The organism is Nonomuraea sp. NPDC059194, assembly GCF_042754765.1.
Lineage (GTDB): Bacteria > Actinomycetota > Actinomycetes > Streptosporangiales > Streptosporangiaceae > Nonomuraea.
In genome coordinates, this window is the sequence record NZ_JBHZBH010000043.1 from 38,528 (window position 1) to 55,752 (window position 17,225).

18 protein-coding genes are annotated in these 17,225 nt (G+C 69.3%); 11 read left to right on the forward strand and 7 right to left on the reverse strand.

Annotated elements, in window-relative coordinates:
• Nucleotides 1-19: 19 nt before the first annotated feature.
• The 3 genes from ACFXJ8_RS36375 to ACFXJ8_RS36385 form a co-directional block, all read right to left on the reverse strand.
• A complete protein-coding gene (locus ACFXJ8_RS36375; RefSeq protein ID WP_379648865.1) occupies nt 20-763 on the reverse strand; it encodes a hypothetical protein in 744 nt (247 codons plus the stop codon).
• Entirely contained in the window at nt 760-1,098 is a 339-nt protein-coding gene (locus tag ACFXJ8_RS36380) for a PadR family transcriptional regulator (protein ID WP_379648866.1), read from the reverse strand. Before ACFXJ8_RS36380 ends, ACFXJ8_RS36375 begins: the two co-directional genes overlap by 4 nt.
• A gap of 567 nt (nt 1,099-1,665) precedes the next feature.
• Complete coding sequence (locus ACFXJ8_RS36385) at nt 1,666-2,436, reverse strand: CPBP family intramembrane glutamic endopeptidase (RefSeq protein ID WP_379648868.1); 771 nt, start codon at nt 2,434-2,436, stop codon at nt 1,666-1,668.
• 148 nt (nt 2,437-2,584) lie between these two features.
• Here ACFXJ8_RS36385 and ACFXJ8_RS36390 point away from each other — a divergent pair, with 148 nt between their 5' ends.
• Both ACFXJ8_RS36390 and ACFXJ8_RS36395 read left to right on the forward strand, forming a co-directional pair.
• Nucleotides 2,585-3,781, forward strand: a complete 1,197-nt coding sequence (locus tag ACFXJ8_RS36390) for a cytochrome P450 (RefSeq protein ID WP_379648870.1) — start codon at nt 2,585-2,587, stop codon at nt 3,779-3,781.
• 378 nt (nt 3,782-4,159) lie between these two features.
• Nucleotides 4,160-5,344, forward strand: coding sequence for a cytochrome P450 (locus tag ACFXJ8_RS36395; protein ID WP_379648872.1), 1,185 nt, complete (start codon nt 4,160-4,162; stop codon nt 5,342-5,344).
• Nucleotides 5,345-5,635: 291 nt separating this feature from the next.
• On the opposite strand, the gene ACFXJ8_RS36400 is transcribed toward ACFXJ8_RS36395, so the two are convergent.
• Together ACFXJ8_RS36400 and ACFXJ8_RS36405 are read right to left on the reverse strand one after the other, a co-directional pair.
• Complete coding sequence (locus ACFXJ8_RS36400) at nt 5,636-6,463, reverse strand: hypothetical protein (RefSeq protein ID WP_379648874.1); 828 nt, start codon at nt 6,461-6,463, stop codon at nt 5,636-5,638.
• A gap of 232 nt (nt 6,464-6,695) precedes the next feature.
• On the reverse strand, nt 6,696-7,700 hold the full coding sequence (locus ACFXJ8_RS36405) for a GDP-mannose 4,6-dehydratase (RefSeq protein WP_379648875.1): 1,005 nt from the start codon (nt 7,698-7,700) through the stop codon (nt 6,696-6,698).
• Between the two features lie 237 nt (nt 7,701-7,937).
• Here ACFXJ8_RS36405 and ACFXJ8_RS36410 point away from each other — a divergent pair, with 237 nt between their 5' ends.
• The 4 genes from ACFXJ8_RS36410 to ACFXJ8_RS36425 all read left to right on the forward strand — a co-directional run bounded on the left by ACFXJ8_RS36410 (nt 7,938) and on the right by ACFXJ8_RS36425 (nt 12,006).
• A complete protein-coding gene (locus ACFXJ8_RS36410) occupies nt 7,938-9,164 on the forward strand; it encodes a glycosyltransferase family 4 protein (RefSeq protein ID WP_379648877.1) in 1,227 nt (408 codons plus the stop codon).
• Entirely contained in the window at nt 9,158-9,865 is a 708-nt protein-coding gene (locus ACFXJ8_RS36415; protein ID WP_379648879.1) for a class I SAM-dependent methyltransferase, read from the forward strand. The genes ACFXJ8_RS36410 and ACFXJ8_RS36415 overlap by 7 nt, the downstream gene beginning before the upstream one ends.
• Nucleotides 9,862-10,899, forward strand: a complete 1,038-nt coding sequence (locus tag ACFXJ8_RS36420) for a prenyltransferase (RefSeq protein WP_379648881.1) — start codon at nt 9,862-9,864, stop codon at nt 10,897-10,899. The genes ACFXJ8_RS36415 and ACFXJ8_RS36420 overlap by 4 nt, the downstream gene beginning before the upstream one ends.
• Before the next feature lie 141 nt (nt 10,900-11,040).
• On the forward strand, nt 11,041-12,006 hold the full coding sequence (locus ACFXJ8_RS36425; protein WP_379648883.1) for a DUF1702 family protein: 966 nt from the start codon (nt 11,041-11,043) through the stop codon (nt 12,004-12,006).
• Between the two features lie 8 nt (nt 12,007-12,014).
• Here ACFXJ8_RS36425 and ACFXJ8_RS36430 read toward each other — a convergent pair whose 3' ends face one another.
• A complete protein-coding gene (locus ACFXJ8_RS36430) occupies nt 12,015-12,668 on the reverse strand; it encodes a class I SAM-dependent methyltransferase (protein ID WP_379648885.1) in 654 nt (217 codons plus the stop codon).
• A 40-nt stretch (nt 12,669-12,708) separates the two neighbouring features.
• On the opposite strand from ACFXJ8_RS36430, the gene ACFXJ8_RS36435 reads away from it, so the two are divergent.
• The 4 genes from ACFXJ8_RS36435 (at nt 12,709) to ACFXJ8_RS36450 (ending at nt 15,098) form a co-directional block, all read left to right on the forward strand.
• Nucleotides 12,709-13,152, forward strand: coding sequence for a pyridoxamine 5'-phosphate oxidase family protein (locus ACFXJ8_RS36435; RefSeq protein WP_379648887.1), 444 nt, complete (start codon nt 12,709-12,711; stop codon nt 13,150-13,152).
• A complete protein-coding gene (locus tag ACFXJ8_RS36440; protein ID WP_379648889.1) occupies nt 13,149-13,340 on the forward strand; it encodes a ferredoxin in 192 nt (63 codons plus the stop codon). The genes ACFXJ8_RS36435 and ACFXJ8_RS36440 overlap by 4 nt, the downstream gene beginning before the upstream one ends.
• Before the next feature lie 6 nt (nt 13,341-13,346).
• The gene (locus ACFXJ8_RS36445) at nt 13,347-14,429 is read left to right on the forward strand and encodes a Zn-dependent alcohol dehydrogenase (RefSeq protein ID WP_379648891.1); all 1,083 of its coding nucleotides are present in this window, start codon (nt 13,347-13,349) and stop codon (nt 14,427-14,429) included.
• Nucleotides 14,430-14,789: 360 nt separating this feature from the next.
• On the forward strand, nt 14,790-15,098 hold the full coding sequence (locus ACFXJ8_RS36450; RefSeq protein ID WP_379648893.1) for a helix-turn-helix domain-containing protein: 309 nt from the start codon (nt 14,790-14,792) through the stop codon (nt 15,096-15,098).
• 55 nt (nt 15,099-15,153) lie between these two features.
• Here ACFXJ8_RS36450 and ACFXJ8_RS36455 read toward each other — a convergent pair whose 3' ends face one another.
• A complete protein-coding gene (locus ACFXJ8_RS36455; RefSeq protein WP_379648895.1) occupies nt 15,154-15,909 on the reverse strand; it encodes a hypothetical protein in 756 nt (251 codons plus the stop codon).
• 173 nt (nt 15,910-16,082) lie between these two features.
• Between ACFXJ8_RS36455 and ACFXJ8_RS36460 the strand changes: the two genes are divergently transcribed.
• Nucleotides 16,083-17,075, forward strand: coding sequence for a MerR family transcriptional regulator (locus ACFXJ8_RS36460; protein ID WP_379648897.1), 993 nt, complete (start codon nt 16,083-16,085; stop codon nt 17,073-17,075).
• The last annotated feature ends 150 nt before the right edge of the window (nt 17,076-17,225 follow it).

The following is a 17,225-nucleotide window of genomic DNA, read 5'->3' on the forward strand; positions in this document are numbered from 1 at the left end:
GTGGCCGCCGGGCCTCTCGTCAGGACCGGCCGCGGGGTTCCTCGTGGCGGCGGGACTTCTCGTGGCGGCGGGCGCTGAACCAGAGGGCGACCAGGGCGGCCAGCGCGCCGCCCGCGGCACCGATGAGCAGGCCCACCACGAACCCCTCGACCGTCCCCGACGCCGACGGCAGCAACGCCAACGCGCCGACCAGCCCCGCCAGCATGACCACGATCAGCGCGTAGAACCGCCTGCTGAAGAAGACACCCTTCGCCGGAGCGCTCGGCAGCGCGTCGATCTCGGCGTCAGGGCCCAGGCTGGCGGCCTTCGGACGCTTGAAGTACTCGTAGAACGCCCACGTGCCGCATGGCTCCCAGCCGTCCGGGGCCAGCCGCTCGACGAGCGCCTGCCTGCCCTTGCGGGTGACGACCTCCCTGCGGTACTCCCACCGCTGCGGCTCGCGCGGGTCGCGGTGGCTGATGAACCAGCCGAGCGCGTCGACCCTGTCGACCTCCCAGCCCTGGTCGCCGAACTCGTTCAGCCTCCGCTCGTCGGCGAAGACGTCGGCCGTCCAGCGCCAGGTGTCCTCCCCTGCGGCGGACTCCTCAACCGAGCCCACCCCCAACTGCTCGGCGAACTCCGCGGCGGGCCCGAACTCCTCCTCCGGGTCGGCGTCGGTCTCGGCCAGGTAGGCGGTGAGATCGGCGACCGTGGCCCGAACCGTCTCCTCGGGAACCCCGCGTTCGCGCAGCCGTACGGCGAGCTCGTCGAAGTAGCCGGTCACGTGACGCCTCCCTGCTCCAGCACCGACCGTACGGACTGGTCGAACGCCAGCCACAGGCCACCCTGCTCCGCGAGCGTCTGCCTGCCCTGGTCGGTGAGCCGGTAGTAGCGGCGGCCGGGGCCCCGCTCGGTCACCCTGAACTCGGCGGCGACCAGACCCGCCTCCTCCAGCCGGTTCAGGACGGGGTAGAGGGTGCCGCCCTTGATCTGACCCAGGCCGGAATCGGCGAGGCTCTTGGCGATCTCGTAGCCGTAGTTCTCGCCTTGGGTGAGGCTGGCGAGGACCAGGAGGTCGAGCACGCCCTTGAGCCAGCTCGCACGACGATCAGCGGTCATTCGGCCATCCTTCCATGGTAGCGATGCTACCTACACCGCTCCACCACCTACACCCATTGACCGGCCCCGGCCCCGCGACCGGCCCTCCGCCATCCGCCCGCACTCGGTAACCAAGCGCCCACCCTCCCCCATGGGGCCGCAGTCGGCGCCGACCATCCGCCCTCCCCGCAGCGCGTCCACAACGCCGACCGCCCCACACACCTCACCCCGAGTCACCGTCGGCCTGCGCCTGGCGTGCTCGGGGTGAGGGGGAGGGCTCCGGCATCCTCGGGTTTCGAGCTTCCGGCAGCGGAGTCCCGGGCACGGATTCCGAGCTTCAGGCACCGGAGTCCCGGGCTCCGGCTCCGGGCCTCGGCACCGGAACCCTGGGCGCAGGTTCTGAGCCCGGTCACTGGAATCCCGGGCTCCGGCTCCCAGCTTCGGGCACCGGAATTCCGGGCTCCGGCTCCGGCTCCGGCTCCGGCTCCGGCTCCGGCTCCGAGCCTCGGGCATCGGAATCCTGGGCTTCGGTTCCGAGCTCGGGTTTGAGCTCAGGTTGCTGCGGTCCGGCTGAGTAGCGGGGGCACGTCAGGCGCGGGCGGCGGTCGGAGCGGGCTCGGTGACGTCGGCCGCCGCACCGGCCTCGCCGTACTCCAGGCTGTCGGGGCTCGTGCGGGTCTCGGGCTTGTCGGCGCCGGGGGCCAGCCACGGCGTGACGAGCAGGGAGCGGACGTCGACCAGGATGTGCAGGATGATCGGCAGGATCAGCGACCCGGTCGAGAAGTAGAGCATCGTCAGCGAGAACCCGGCGAGCCCCACCATCGTCATGCCCCTCCACCCCTGGTAGAGGTGACCCAGGACGAAGACCGCCAGCGCCAGCCCCGCCGCCACCGGCCGCGGAACGTCGAGGATCGACATGAAGCCCGAGATCAGCACTCCGCGATAGACGATCTCCTCGCAGACACCGGCGCTGATGGCCAGGCCGAGCGCGAGCCAGCGCTCGCTCGCCGTCCTGGGGATGAGCGCCTCGAACGCCGCCTGGCCAGGCATCGTGACCTTCTTGAACCGCAGCACCAGGCCCACACCCACGGCCACGACCGCCGCCCCGACGACCATCCCGAGCACGGTCGACAGGTCCTCGGCCGGCACCAGGCCGATGCCGGTGACGTCCAGGTCCGGCGAGAGTCCGACGATCGCCAGCGCCACGAGCGCTATCGCCCACAGCTCGGCGATCCAGGCGAGGTTCATCCGCGTGTAGAGGCTGCGGTTCTCGCGCAGAGCCGTGTAGGTGCGACGTCCCAGCAGCGGGCTCACGACCGCCAGATGGATCACCAGCAGGGCGAACAGGACGACAGACATGGGGAGCGGCCTCCGTCGATGAGGAAGTTTCCGTAGCGATTTAGACGGTAGAGCAAGCTAGTTAGGAATGCAACCTAGCTAGAAGCGCACGACTCCTTGACGGGCGTACAGGACCGTAATACAACACTTACGAAACCTTGGAGGCCGCATGATCGAGCTCTACGACCCGTCTATCTACGAGGGCGGCGTGCCGTACCAGGACCTGGCATGGCTGCGGGAACACTCCCCCGTGCACTGGCACCGGGACCCGCAGACTCCCGGGTTCTGGGCCGTCACCAGGCATGCCGACGTGGTGCACGTCTCCAGACACCCCGAGCTGTTCTCCTCCTACGAGGGCCTGGCGATGAGCGGCGAGTACCCGGAGCCCGAGAAGGAGCTGCAGCGGCTGCTGATGCTCAACCAGGATCCGCCCGAGCACTCCAAGCGGCGTTCGCTGGTCAACAAGGGGTTCACCCCTCGCATGATCGGCAGGCTCGAGCAGCACATCAGGGAGGTCTGCGACGACCTGATCGACCAATGCTCGGGCGAGGGCGACTTCGTCACCAAGGTGGCGGCGCCGCTGCCGCTGCAGGTGATCTGCGAACTGCTCGGCGCGCCCGTCGAGGACAGAGACCTGCTGTTCGATCTGTCGAACCGGCTCATCGGGTGGGACGACCCCGAGTTCCAGACCTCTTACGAGGACGGGCAGGCCGCGGCGGCCGAACTGATGGCGTACGGCAACGCGCTGGCGGCCGAACGCATCGACGACCCGCGCGACGACCTGATCACCAGGATGATCACGCCGGACGCCGACAGGGCGGTGCTGTCGCCCGACGACGTGGGGATGTTCACGATCCTGCTGGTCGTAGCGGGCAACGAGACGACTCGGAACTCGGCCTCGCTCGGGATGAAGGCGTTCTTCGACCATCCCGCGCAGTGGCGTCGACTGGTGGCCGATCCCTCGCTGCTCGCCCGCGCGGTCGAGGAGATCGTCAGGTGGGCCACGCCCGTGATGCAGTTCCGCAGGACGGCGACGGCCGACACGACCATCGGCGGGCAGCCGGTCCGGCGGGGCGACAAGATCGTGGTCTATTACAGCGCCGCCAACCGCGACCCGTCCGTGTTCGCGCAGCCCGAGGTGTTCGACATCGGACGCGACCCGAACCCGCACCTCGGCTTCGGCGGCGGCGGACCGCACTTCTGCCTCGGCGCGCACCTGGCCAGGATGGAGCTGCGGGTACTGTTCGAGACCCTCGCCCTCCGCCTACCCGGCATCACGCTGGCGGGTGAGGTACGGCGGCTGCGCTCGAACTTCATCAACGGCATCAAGGAGATGCCTGTCGCCTTCGGAACCCCGACGCCGTGAACCGGTCTTTCCAACCCGGCCCACGCGATACGGCATCGCCACCACCGGGCCTCGCCATGCTCGATCGGCTGGGGCCACGCGCGCCTTGACCGTCGAGCGCGCCGGGCCACGCGCGCCTTGATCGTCGAGCGCGCCGGGCCGCTCACGCCATGACCGCCGAGCCACACACCACGATCACCCGAGCAGACGAGACCAGCCGCGCCACACTACCCAGCAGACGGGACCGCTCACGCCCAGACCGTTGAGCGAGGCCGGTCGCGCCTGGGGTCGTCCGGGCAGGTGGAGGCGGTCGCGCCTTGACCGTCTGACGGTCGTGTAATAGAACACGTTTCAGTAGCGATTCCTACCAAGCGCTTGATCAAGTCGAGGTGACGGCTCGTGCGCATCGATCTCGTCGATCAGGACCACTACGCGACCTCCGGCCCCCCACATGAGCAACTGCGCTGGCTGCGGGAGAACGCCCCCGTCTACTGGCATCACGGCGAGCCAGGCTTCTGGGCCGTCACCCGGCACGAGGACGTCACCCACGTCTCCCGCCACTCGGACCTGTTCTCCTCGGCACGCAAACTCGCCCTGTTCAACGAGATGCCGGAGGAGCAGCGAGAGCTCCAGCGGATGATGATGCTGAACCAGGACCCGCCCGAGCACACCCGGCGGCGAGCCCTGGTCAACCGCGGCTTCACCCCGCGCACGATCAGCGCGCTCGAACAGCACATCCGTGACATCTGCGACGACCTACTCGACAAGTGCTCAGGCGAGATCGACTTCGTCACCGAGATCGCCGCCCCATTGCCGCTCTACGTGATCTGCGAACTCCTCGGCGCCCCCGTCGACGAGCGGGACAAGCTCTTCACCTGGTCGAACCGTATGATCGGCGCGCAGGACCCCGACTACGCCGCCTCCCCCGAGGAAGGCGGCGCCGCAGCGATGGAGGTCTACGCCTACGCCTCCTCCCTGGCCGCCACGCGCCGCAGCGACCCACGCGACGACATCGTCACCAAGCTCCTCCAACCCGACGAGAACGGCGAACTCCTCACCGAGAACGAGTTCGAACTGTTCGTCCTGCTCCTGGTCGTCGCGGGCAACGAGACCACCCGCAACGCCGCGTCCGGCGGGATGCTCGCCCTCTTCGAGCACCCTTCACAGTGGGAACGGCTGGCCGCCGACCCCGCACTCACCCGCACGGCCGCCGACGAGATCGTCCGGTGGGTCTCACCGGTGAACCTCTTCCGCAGGACGGCCACCGCCGACCTCACACTCGGCGGACAGTCGATCAAGACTGACGACAAGGTGGTGGTGTTCTACTCCTCGGCGAACAGGGACGCCTCCGTCTTCGCCGACCCCGAGACGTTCGACGTGGGCCGGAGCCCGAACCCGCACATCGGCTTCGGGGGCGGCGGGGCGCACTTCTGCCTGGGGAACCACCTGGCCAAGCTGGAGCTGCGGGTCCTGTTCGAGCAACTGGCCCGGCGGTTCCCGCGCATGCGACAGACCGGGGAGGCGCGACGGTTGCGCTCGAACTTCATCAACGGCATCAAAGAACTCCCGGTCACCCTCTCCTGACGGGCCACCGGGCAGGTTCGATGCCCGGTAGCCGCTGGTGAGTGAGCACTTCCTCTCCTGGATCACGACTCCTGGGGCCTTCAAGAGCTGTCAGGGCATCTCTCGCCTTACCATCCAAGCGGCCCAGGCCGGGGTCGAAGGGGCTGGAAAGCCCCTGGGAAGAACAGTCCCGAACCCGAACGCGCGTAGCGCGCCACCAGGAGGGGCCATGCCCTTCACTCTGGCGGGGCTGCGGCTGGTCGGGTTGGCACGGTGGACAAGGTGACCGAGGGGCTGTCGCCGCATCCGTGATCACCAGCGGCGGCGGCGGCGGCGGGCGGCGTGCAGGCGGGCGAGGATGCGGGTGACCTGGGCGGGAGCCGGTTTCCATCCGTTCTCGATGAGGGCGTTGGCGACCTGTTCGACGAGGTCGGCCGAGCGGGCGGGGATGACGTCGCGCCGGACCGGGATGATGCGCCATCCGGCGGCGCGCAGGGCGGCGCGGCGGGTGAGGTCGCGATGGCGGTCGGCAGGCGAGGTGTGGTGCTCGTAGCCGTCGTACTCGACGCCGAGGGAGAATTCGGGCCAGCCGAGGTCGAGGTAGGCGAGCCTGTCGCCGGGGAGGTCGACGCGGATCTGGGTGGTGGGCCTGGGCAGGCCGCCTTCGACGAGGATGACGCGCAGCCAGGTCTCCCTGGGGGAGGCGGCGCCCTTGTCGGCCATGGCGAGCGTCTCCCATAGCCAGTGGAAACCGGTGGCGCGGCGCATCAGGGCGTCGTGGTCGACGCCGCGGCGCAGGAACTGGTCGACGATGGCGACGCCGTCGGGTCTCGGGAGGTGCTGGGCGCAGTCGAAGGCGGTGCGCTCGGGGGTGGTCACGCGGACCGACCTGTGCTCGGTCACGTCGACGGGCGGGAGCGTGGCCTGGTGGACGGTGCACCCAGGCTGCAGCGCGGCCTGGTGGGCGGCGCTCCGCGGGACGTCGGCCGGGCGTGGTACGGCGAGCTCGACCGGCCACTCATCCTCGCTCTCGCTGAGGGCGTTGAGGCCCCAGATGTGGGCGGCGGTGCGGTGGCAGGCGGTCGAGCCGGGGACGAGGGCGGTGAACAGGCGAGCTCGGGCGAGGAGGGTGGCTTGCACCGGGACAGCATGACGGGGAGGGGTTGAACGGCAGGCGCCCGAACGGGGTTCTGTGGATGAGGGGCCGACCGTCCACAGGCCCGAAACCCCTCGATAAGCGTGCCCGGGCGAGACCGGGCGGGCGACCCTACGAGCGAGCGGGGCGAGAGGGCAAGGTCGAGCGAGCGAGCGCCGCGGGGCGAGACGAGACGGGACGGTTCAAACCGCCGCGGGAATGAGAGGCGGACAGGGGTCAGGGCCAGGAGCTGTCCTGGTCGGGGTCGCCGCCGTTGGACAGCAGGCGGATGTCCGATTCGACCATCATCGCGACGAGTTCCTCGAACGACACCGTCGGCTCCCACCCCAGCTGCATGCGCGCCTTCTTCGGGTCCGCGCACAGCAGGTCCACCTCGGCCGGCCGGTGCAGCGCCTGGTCGCACACCACGTACTGCTCCCAGTCCAGCCCCGCCGCTGTGAAGGCCGCCTCGACCAGTTCCCGCACCGACTGCGTGCGCCCGGTCCCGATCACGTAGTCCTCGGGCGCGTCGGCCTGCAGCATGAGGTGCATCGCCTTGACGTAGTCGCCGGCGAACCCCCAGTCGCGTCGCGCCTCCAGGTTGCCCAGCCGCAGCTCGGAGGCGTGCCCCAGCTTGATCCGCGCCACTCCCAGCGACACCTTGCGCGTCACGAACTCGGCGCCGCGCCGCGGCGACTCGTGGTTGAACAGGATGCCCGACACCGCGAACATCCCGTACGACTCCCGGTAGTTCTGGGTGAGGAAGTGCCCGTAGGCCTTGGCCACGCCGTACGGCGAGCGCGGGTGGAAGGAGGTCCGCTCGTTCTGCGGCGTCTCGCTGACCTGCCCGAACATCTCGGACGAGGACGCCTGGTAGAACCGGATGGAGGCGCCGCGCGACGAGCACACCCTGATCGCCTCGAGCATGCGCAGCACGCCCATGCCCGTGACCTCGGCCGTCAGCTCGGCCTGCTCCCACGACATCGGCACGAACGAGATCGCCCCGAGGTTGTAGACCTCGTCGGGCTGCACCTTCTCCACCGCGGAGATCAACGACCCCTGGTCCAGCAGGTCTCCCCTGACGACCTGGACGTCGGCCAGCAGTTTGCGCATCCGCGACACGCGCGGGTTGGCCTGCCCTCTGGCCAGACCCCACACCTCGTATCCCAGGGAGAGCAGATGCTCGGCCAGGTAGGAACCGTCCTGCCCGGTGATGCCGGTGATCAGCGCGCGCCTGGCCAACGGGGTCCTCCATCGTTAGTCGTTGGGACGGGAATGTACAGCGACGTTCCCTTGTGAAGCATCAGGCCGCGTAGAACGCGTTCCACCGAACCCGGTTCGGTCAGGCTAACTTCCCAGTTCGCGCCCCGTGAAAGCCACGCGAGGAACAATTCCACAAGAGACCCCTCATACCCGCCCAATGGTAGGGTGCGCAGACGAAGGTCATCTTTCACGGTACCGGTGGAGAAAGGGGTATCCGTGCGGATCGCGCTGCTTTCCTACCGGAGTAAGCCCACCTGTGGCGGCCAAGGCGTCTATCTCCGCCACCTCAGCAGGGAACTGGTCGCACTCGGCCATCACGTGGAGGTCTTCTCCGGCCAGCCGTACCCGGAACTGGACGAGGGTGTGATCCTCAACAAGGTTCCCAGCCTGGATCTTTACCGTGACGAAGACCCCTTTCGTACGCCGAAGCTGCACGAGTACCGCGACTGGATCGACCTTCTCGAAGTCGGGACGATGTGGACGGCCGGCTTCCCCGAGCCGCTGACGTTCACCCTGCGCGCCTACCGCGAGCTGAAGAAACGCCTCGGCGACTTCGACGTCGTCCAGGACAACCAGACCCTTGGGTACGGCCTGCTCGGCATCCAGAAGCTGTTCCCCGTCGTGGGCACCATCCACCACCCGATCAGCGTCGACAGGCGCATCGAACTCGAAGCTGCCACGGGCGCCAAGCGGCTGACCATGCGCAGGTGGTACGGCTTCGTGAAGATGCAGGCCAAGGTGGCGCCCCGACTGAAGCCGATTCTCACGGTCAGCGAGTCGAGTCTGGCCGACATCCACCGCGACTTCAACGTCCCGCAGGCCAACATGCGCCTGATCCCGCTCGGCGTCGACACCCGCTACTTCCACCCGCGGCCGGACAAGCCGCGCAGGAAGGGCTCCATCGTCGCCGTGGCCTCCGCCGACTCCCCCATGAAGGGTGTCGCGACGCTGCTGCGGGCGGTCGCCAAGCTGGCCACCGAGCGCGACGTCAACCTCACCGTCGTCAGCAAGCCGACCCCGGGCGGGCCCACCGAGCAGCTCGTCCAGGAGCTGTCGCTGCAGGACAGGGTCCGCTTCGTCCACGGCATCTCCGACGACGAGCTGGGCGAGCTGATCGCCACCTCCGAGATCTCCGTCGTCCCGAGCCTCTACGAGGGCTTCTCGCTGCCCGCCGTCGAGCACATGGCCTGCGCGACTCCGCTGGTGGCCAGCCGTACCGGAGCCCTGCCCGAGGTGGTCGGAGACGCGGCGGTGCAGGTCGCGCCCGGCGACGCCGAGGAGCTCGCCGCGGTGCTGCGCCGCCTGCACGACGACCCCGAGGAGCGCGAACGGGTCGGCAAGGCGGGCTACGACCGCGTGATGGAGCGCTACACCTGGCACGTCGTCGCCAAGAAGACCGTCGAGGCCTACAACGAGGCCATTGAGGAGTTCGGCAAGTGCTGACCGTCGACTTCGCCCGGCTGCCGGTCGGCCCGGGCCACCGCGTGCTGGACCTGGGCTGCGGCGGCGGCCGCCACGCCTTCGAGGTGCTGCGCAGGGGCGCGGACGTGGTCGCCTTCGACATGGACCAGGGCGAGCTCGACGGGGTCAAGTCGATGTTCGCGGCGATGGAGGAGACGGGCGAGGCCAAGGGCACGGGCGAGACCGTGCAGGGCACCGCGCTGGACATGCCGTTCGAGGAGGGCAGCTTCGACCGGGTGATCGCCGCCGAGGTGCTGGAGCACATCCACGAGGACACGACTGCGATGCGGGAGATCCTGCGGGTGCTCAAGCCGGGAGGGCTGGCCGCGATCACCGTGCCCGCGTTCCTGCCCGAGCGGATCTGCTGGGCGCTGAGCGAGGCCTACCACACGGCTCCTGGCGGACATATCCGCATCTATACGTTGGCGGAGCTGCGGGCCAAGCTCAAGGCGACGGGCTTCAGGGTCGGGCCGCACCACTTCGCGCACGGCCTGCACGCGCCGTACTGGTGGATCAAGTGCGCGGTCGGCGTCGACAACGACGACAACCCGCTGGCCAAGGCGTACCACAAGCTCCTGGTCTGGGACATCATGAAGCGCCCGAGAACGACCAGGGTGGCCGAGGCCGTGCTGAACCAGGTCGTCGGCAAGAGCCTGGTGCTCTACATCAGGAAGCCTGCGTGATCACGCGGGAGCACGTCCTCCAGACCGCGCTGAGCATCTCAGCCATCCAGGAGGACGACGGCGGCGTGCCATGGCCCGAGGGGCACGTCGACGCGTGGAACCACGTCGAGTGCCTGATGGCCATGGCGGTGGCGGGTCTCAGGGACGAGGTGGAGCGCGGCTACGCCTGGCTGGCGGCCCACCAGCGCGAGGACGGCTCGTGGCCGATGAAGCTGGTCGCGGGCGAGGCGGTCGAGCTGGGCGGTGAGACCAACCACGCCGCCTACGTGGCCGTCGGCGCGTGGCACGACCTCCTTGTCACGGACGATCTGGACCCGGCGCGGCGGCGCTGGGACATGGTCAAGAGAGCCCTCGACTACGTCGTCGACCTCCAGACCCCGCGCGGCGAGATCGTGTGGGAGCGCGACGCGCAGGGCCGCCCCTCCGGCTACGCGCTGCTGACCGGCTGTTCCAGCATCCACCAGGGACTGCGCAGCGGCGTCCTGCTCGCCGACCGCCTCGGCGACCCGCAGCCGCACTGGGAACTGGCCGCCGACCGCCTGGCCGGCGTCCTGCAGAACAACCCCGAGGCGTTCGCCGACAAGAGCCGTTTCTCGATGGACTGGTACTACCCCGTCCTCGGCGGCGCCGTGCGCGGCGAGCCTGCCCTCGACCTGGTCGACAAGGAGTGGGACACCTTCGTCGTCCCCGGCCTCGGCATCCGCTGCGTCTCCGACCAGCCGTGGGTGACCGGCGCGGAGACCTGCGAGCTCGTCCTGGCCCTCGACGCGATCGGCGACCGCGAGCGCGCCGAGCGGCTGTTCGGCGACATGCAGCACCTGCGCCACGAGGACGGCTCGTACTGGACCGGCTGGCAGTTCGCCAACCTCAAGCACTTCCCGCACGAGCGCTCCGGCTACACCGCCGCCGCCGTGATCCTGGCCGCCGACGCGCTGTTCGGGTTCACGCCGGGCGCGGGCCTGTTCCGCGACATCCCGGTGCAGGACCCTTTCAAGGTCGACCGTCTGTACGGCCCGGCCCTCGACCTCGACTAGGGTCGCAAGCCGTTTTACGGCTTCTTTGCCGGGAAAAGCGGAGCGCCGCCCGAGGCCGTCGCGACGTGCTCACTAGTTTCGTGGGTGGCCGTTCGATGCGTCTTCGGGGGAAGAGTGGGCGACACGGGCACACTTGCGTTCTTGGACCGGATCACGACCGATCCGACCATCTCCCCCTCGTCGGGTTTCCGGCGCCTGCTGGCGAAGGATCCCGGCGAGGCGGACCTCGGCAGACGGCGCTTCCGCCTGAGATCCGGGCCTGCCCGCGCCGCCATGGAGCGCGCCGAGCGATCGCACGTCCTCGGCTACAACGCGGTCCTCTCCGACGAGACCGGCAAGATCGACGAACTCGCCCCCGAGCAGCGAGGCTTCGCCTACGGGGGCGCCGCCATGGCGTGCGCGACCCTCGACCTGCTCACCGTGTCCAGGGGCCGGCGCCTTCGTGAGCTGCTGGCCGGCCCCGCCGTACGGCACCAGCACGCCGCGCACCTCGGCGTCGGCCGCGCCTACGCCGGCCTGCGCGTGCGCCCGCTATGGGGTCTGGGGGACACGCATCCGTTGCTGCGCTGGCTGGCGGTCGACGGGTTCGGTTTCCAGCGCTCGCTCACCCGCGCCGACACGTTGGTGGGTGAGCGGGCGGTCCCCCATCTGCTCACCAGGAGCCAGCGCGCCCTGTTCGACCAGGGTCTCGGGCGCATGCTGTGGTTCCATGACTGCGCCTCGCCCGAAGACGTCTCGGCGCGCCTGGCCGAGTTCCCCGCGACGCGCAGGGCCGACCTGTGGAGCGGGGTGGCGTTCGCGGCCACGTACGTGGGCGGCGCGGACGTGGATGAGATGTGCAGGCTGACGGCCTATGCCGCCTCCGACGGCTTCCGCTCCCATCTGACGCAGGGCGCGGCGTTCGCGGCGACCGCCAGGGTCCGTGAGGGTCACGTGCCTGGCCACACCGAGCATGCCGTACAACTGCTCGCCGGGGCGGAGCCCGAGGAAGCGGCCTCGTGGGCGGACCGGGCGCTGATCGCGCTCGGCCACGACCCGCACACCCACGAGGACCTGCTCGGCTGGCAGGCCCACACCCGCAGGGTGTGGGCGCACAGGAACCGCTGACCTGCCGGTCAGTGAAGTCTGGTGAGGACCCGCAGCGAGCCGGTCACCGACGTCTCCTTGAACGCGCCCGTCTCCAGCGCGCGCAGATAGACGCGGTACGGCGCCTGCCCGCCGTCCTTCGGGTCGGGGTAGATGTCGTGGAAGGCCAGCGCGCCGCCGACCATCACGTGCGGCGACCAGCCCTCGTAGTCGCGCGTCACCGGCTCCTCCGAGTGGCCGCCGTCGATGAAGAGCATCGCCAGCGGTGTGTTCCACAGCCGTGCCACCTGCTCCGACCGGCCCACGATCGCGATGACCTCGTCCTCGAGGCCCGCCTCGGCGATCGTCGCGCGGAAGGTCGGCAGGGAGTCCATTCTGCCGAAGCGCGGGTCGACCAGCGTGGGATCGTGGTGCTCCCAGCCGGGCTGGATCTCCTCCGAACCCCTGTGGTGGTCGACCGTCACCACGACCGAGCCGGTCAGACGGGCGGCGGCGCCGAGGTAGATGGCCGACTTGCCGCAGTAGGTGCCGATCTCGCAGATGGGGCCGCGCGTGCCGTACCGCAGGGCGGTCTCGAACAGCGCCCTGCCCTCGTCGGCGGGCATGAACCCCTTGGCACGCTCGGCGGCGAGCAATAGCTCGGGCGGCATCTCCACGAGGAGCACCCTACTCCAACCGAACATTCCTCTTGAACGTGATTCTGCAACCTGTTCTACTTGGCACGTGAACCAGCGCGCCCGCATCGCGATGTCCGACGACGACGTCGCCGCCTTCCTCCAGGAATCGCGCAAGCTGCAGCTCGCGACCATCAACCAGGACGGCACGCCGCACCTGGTGACCATGTTCTACGCGATGGACGCCGGCCGGATCGCCTTCTGGACCTACGGCAAGGCGCAGAAGACGCGCAACCTGGACCGCGACCCGCGGGTCAGCTGCCTGATCGAATCAGGCGACGACTACGCCGAGCTCCGCGGCGTCCTGGTGTACGGCGTGGCCGAGCCGATCGACAGGACGCTCGACATCGGGATGGAGATCGCCAGGCGGATGACCCCCGGCGTACCCGACGAGCTCCTGCGTGAGTACGTCGAACATACGGGAAAAAAGCGCACCGCCTTCGTCGTGGAGCCGACCAAAGTGGTCTCATGGGACCACAGGAGGCTGTCATGAAGATCAAAGTCGATGACCTGGTCTGCGAGGCCAACGCCGTTTGCATGGGGCTCGCGCCCGAGGTCTTCGAGGTGGACGACGACGACCAGCTGCACATCCTGCTGCCTGAGCCGCCGCCGGAGCTGTTGGACCGCGTCCGCCACGCGGTGCGGTCATGTCCGAAAGCCGCCCTCACCCTGGAGGAGTAACCCCCCATGCGCGCAGCGCTGCTCCACACCGTAGGAGACGACAAGCTCGACATCCGCGACGACGTCACCCTGGCCCCCGTCGGCCCGGCGCAGGTACGCGTCAGGATCAAGGCCACCGGCGTCTGCCACTCCGACCTGTCGGCGATGACCGGCGTCGTCCCGCAGCCGGTGCCGCTGGTCCTCGGCCACGAGGGCGCGGGCGAGGTCGTCGAGGTCGGCGACCACGTCACCTCCGTCCAGCCGGGCGACCACGTCATCATCAACTGGCGCCCCTCGTGCCAGGACTGCGCGCTGTGCCTGGGGGGCCAGCCGTACCTGTGCATGAAGTACATCGTCGAGTCCTTCACCACCGGCGCCTTCCGGCTCGGCGACACGATGGTGTACGGCATGGCGGGCTGCGGCACCTGGGCCGAGGAGATCGTCATCCCGTGGCAGGGCGCCGTCAAGGTCGACCCCTCCCTGCCGTGGGAGGCCGCCGCGCTCATCGGCTGCGGCATCACCACCGGCGTCGGCGCGGCCATCAACACCGCCCGCGTCCGGCCCGGCTCCACCGTCGCCGTCATCGGCTGCGGCGGCGTCGGCCTGTCGGTCATCCAGGGCGCCCGGATCTCCGGCGCGCGCACCATCCTGGCCATCGACCCGCTCACCTCGAAGCACGAGCTCGCGCTGAAGGTCGGAGCCACCCACGCCGTCACCCCCGACGACCTGCCGGGCGCACTCCAGGAGCTCACCAGCGGGCAGGGGTTCGACTACGGCTTCGAGGTCGTCGGCAAGGCCGCCACCATCCAGAGCGCGTGGCAGCTCACCCGCCAGGGCGGCGACGTCATCGTGGTCGGGGCCGGAGCCATGGACGACATGGTGCAGATCTCGGCGTTCAGCCTGCTGTTCGAGGGGAAGAACCTGCTTTCGTCCCTGTACGGCGAGGCGGACGTCAGGCACGACTTCCCCTACTTCGCGGAGCTGTACAAGTCCGGACAGCTCGACCTCGACTCGATGATCAGCGCCAGGATCAGGCTGACGGACCTGAACGACGCGGTGAGCGCACTCCGCAGCGGAGAGGCCCTCCGCCAGATCGTCCTGTTCGACTGACCTCGCCATAATGGGGCGCTTCGCGCCTTGGGGCTCGGCATTCCGGTGTGGGGGCCGGCCTTCAACTGCATGATCCTCGCCATGCGGCGCTTCGCGCCTTGGGGGCTCAGGCAGTCCGGTGTGGGGGCAAGCCCCCACACCCCCGGCGAGGGGCCCGCCCCTCGCGCACCCCAGGCTCGGGGACCTCCAAATTCGCGGTAATCCTGCAGCCAAGCGCTGACACTGAGTAATGCGTCCTTGCCATTCCGCCGCGTGGAGAGCAAGCGGCGCGACCATTGGGAGTGTCGCGGTTCGGGCACAGAAGATCTGTACGCGGGAGCATCACGGACCGGCGGCGGAAAACTTTGAGAGGCAGGTGTGATGACCGGCTACCACACCAGCTGGGTGCGCCCTGACGTCCTGAGCGATGATCCTGAACGGATCGCGATCCGTGAGGCGCTGGCCTTCGGTAAGGCCCTGTACGACCGACGAACCGCCCTGGGCCTGACCGTCGCGGATCTCGCTCAGCGGGCGGGCATGACCGTGGATGAGATCGAGTGCATCGAAGAGGGGGGAACCGCGCCCACGGTCGCCCTGTTGCGGCAGCTGGCTGCCGCGCTCGACGCCGATGTCCGGCTCACTTCCGGACACGATCTCGGCTCTGTGTGGTTCGAGGCCCACGCCGCCTGATGTGACCACAAGAAGGGGCGCGCGACCAACCCTGCCTCGACCGCCGAGGCACGCGTCAGCTCGGCCCGTCCACCAGGTCGGGATGGCATGACGTGAGGAAGGCGAACGCCTCGGTCGCGTCCTTGGCCCTGAAGAATCCGACCATCGTGGCGTTGAACTCCGCACGGCGCAGGGCCGAAACGCTGATCGCGTCGATGCCGTGTGCCATGAGGTGACCGTTCATCATGGATCGGCCGGTTCGCTTGTTCCCGTCGAAGTAGAACTGCTGGAGCGTGGCGAACAGGAAGTAGGCGATGGCCTGCTCGAAGGGATCTTCGACCTCGGCCTCCGGCGTTTCGATTCCCCGCGTGAACATCTCGCGCAGGTTCTGCCCTCCGGGCTCAGTAGACGGGGGGAGATACCTGCCGTGCTCACCCAGACCCACGCCGGGCGTCACGGTCAGCTTCCGCGGTGAAGGCGAGAGGGCCTCGTCTCTGGCGATGAGGTAGTGAAAATGATCGGATGTCGGCTTGTCCAAGCGGAAGCAGCCCGTTTTCACGACGTCGACCAGCTCTCTGGCCGCCTCCGCCAGGTTGGCCACTTGACGCTCGTCGCTGAGCTTGCGGCCACCGACGGTGATGCCGTCCATCAAGGTTTGCACTTCTGGATACGTGAACGGGTTGCCTTCGAGGGCGGCAGCGTCCCAGACGAACTCGGGAAGCGCGCGTTGGTAACGCCAGATCGCACGCTCGACAGTGTGCACCCCGAGATCTCGCTTGACCGCCGAACGATCCCACGTGAATCCCAGGGCGGCGAACAGACGCTCACTCATGGTGATCTCCTCTCAGCATGATCCCACCGCTACACGTCACCCCGCCCCGTCGAGCCGAAGTCCCAGCCCCGCCGCAGGTCGGCCCACGAAAGGTGCGACGACAGCCGCCCCCCTGCGCCCGTCGCCGACCCGCGCCTTGAGTCTCCAGTAAGGGGAGGCGCGAGAGTGGGGGCATGGACGGCGACACGCTCTACTCGATCGGTGATCTGGCCCGGCGGACCGGGCTGACGGTCAAGACCATCCGGTTCTACTCCGATCGGGGGATCGTGCCGCCGGCTGACCGTAGCCCGGCCGGCTACCGCCTCTACGGCATCGACGCCGTCGCCCGCCTCGATCTCGTGCGGACGCTGCGCGATCTCGGGCTGGATCTTCCCACGATCCGGAAGGTCGTGGACCGGGAGGTCCCGCTCGCCGAGGTCGCCGCAGCGCACGCCGAGGCGCTGGCGGTGCAGATCCGGACGCTGCGGCTGCGGCGCGCGGTGCTGACGGCGGTGGCCAGGCGCGGGTCCACCCCTGAGGAGATGGATCTCATGCACAAGCTGGCAAAGCTGTCCGAGGACGAACGCCGACGTCTGGTCGACGACTTCCTCGACACCGCCTTCGGCGGCCTGGACCCCGGGTTTGAGGGGGTCAGGCGCTCGATGACCCCCGAACTGCCCGACAATCCCGAGGCCGAGCAGGTCGAGGCGTGGGTGGAGTTGGCCGAACTGTCCCAGGACCCGGGCTTTCGCGCGGGCATGCGGCGCATGGCCGAGCATCATGCGGCCGACCGCGCCCAGGCAGAGCTGCACGCCGCCGATCGCGCCCGGACAGAGCTGCACGCCGCTGGTCGCGCCCAAGACGTGGTGACAGGCCCTCGTCGCGATGCCGCCGCCATGGTCCGTGAACAGGTCGGCCCTGCTCTGGCGGCCGGGATCGATCCGGTCTCGGCCGAGGCCGATCCGGTCGTCGCGGCGGTCACGGGGCGGTACGCGCAGAGCCTCGGCCTCCCGGACGATGTCGACCTTCGGCGCAGGCTGCTGGCGCGGCTGGAGGGCGCGAACGACCCTCGCAGGGAGACCTATCTCCGGCTGCTCGCGGTGATCAACGGCTGGCCCGCGCCGGAAAGCCTCGCGCCGGCGCTCGACTGGTCCATCCAGGCCCTGCGCGCCCGGACACCGGGGTAGCTTGCCGGGTCACAGGCGGGCCGGTTCACACGCGTTTGGTCCGCAGGCCCGCCGCTCGTAGGCGGGCAGCATTCCGGTCTGGACGTCGCGCAGCGCGGCCGGGTCGTGGCGGGCGATACTTACCCGGCGACCAGTCCACCTCACCAACAC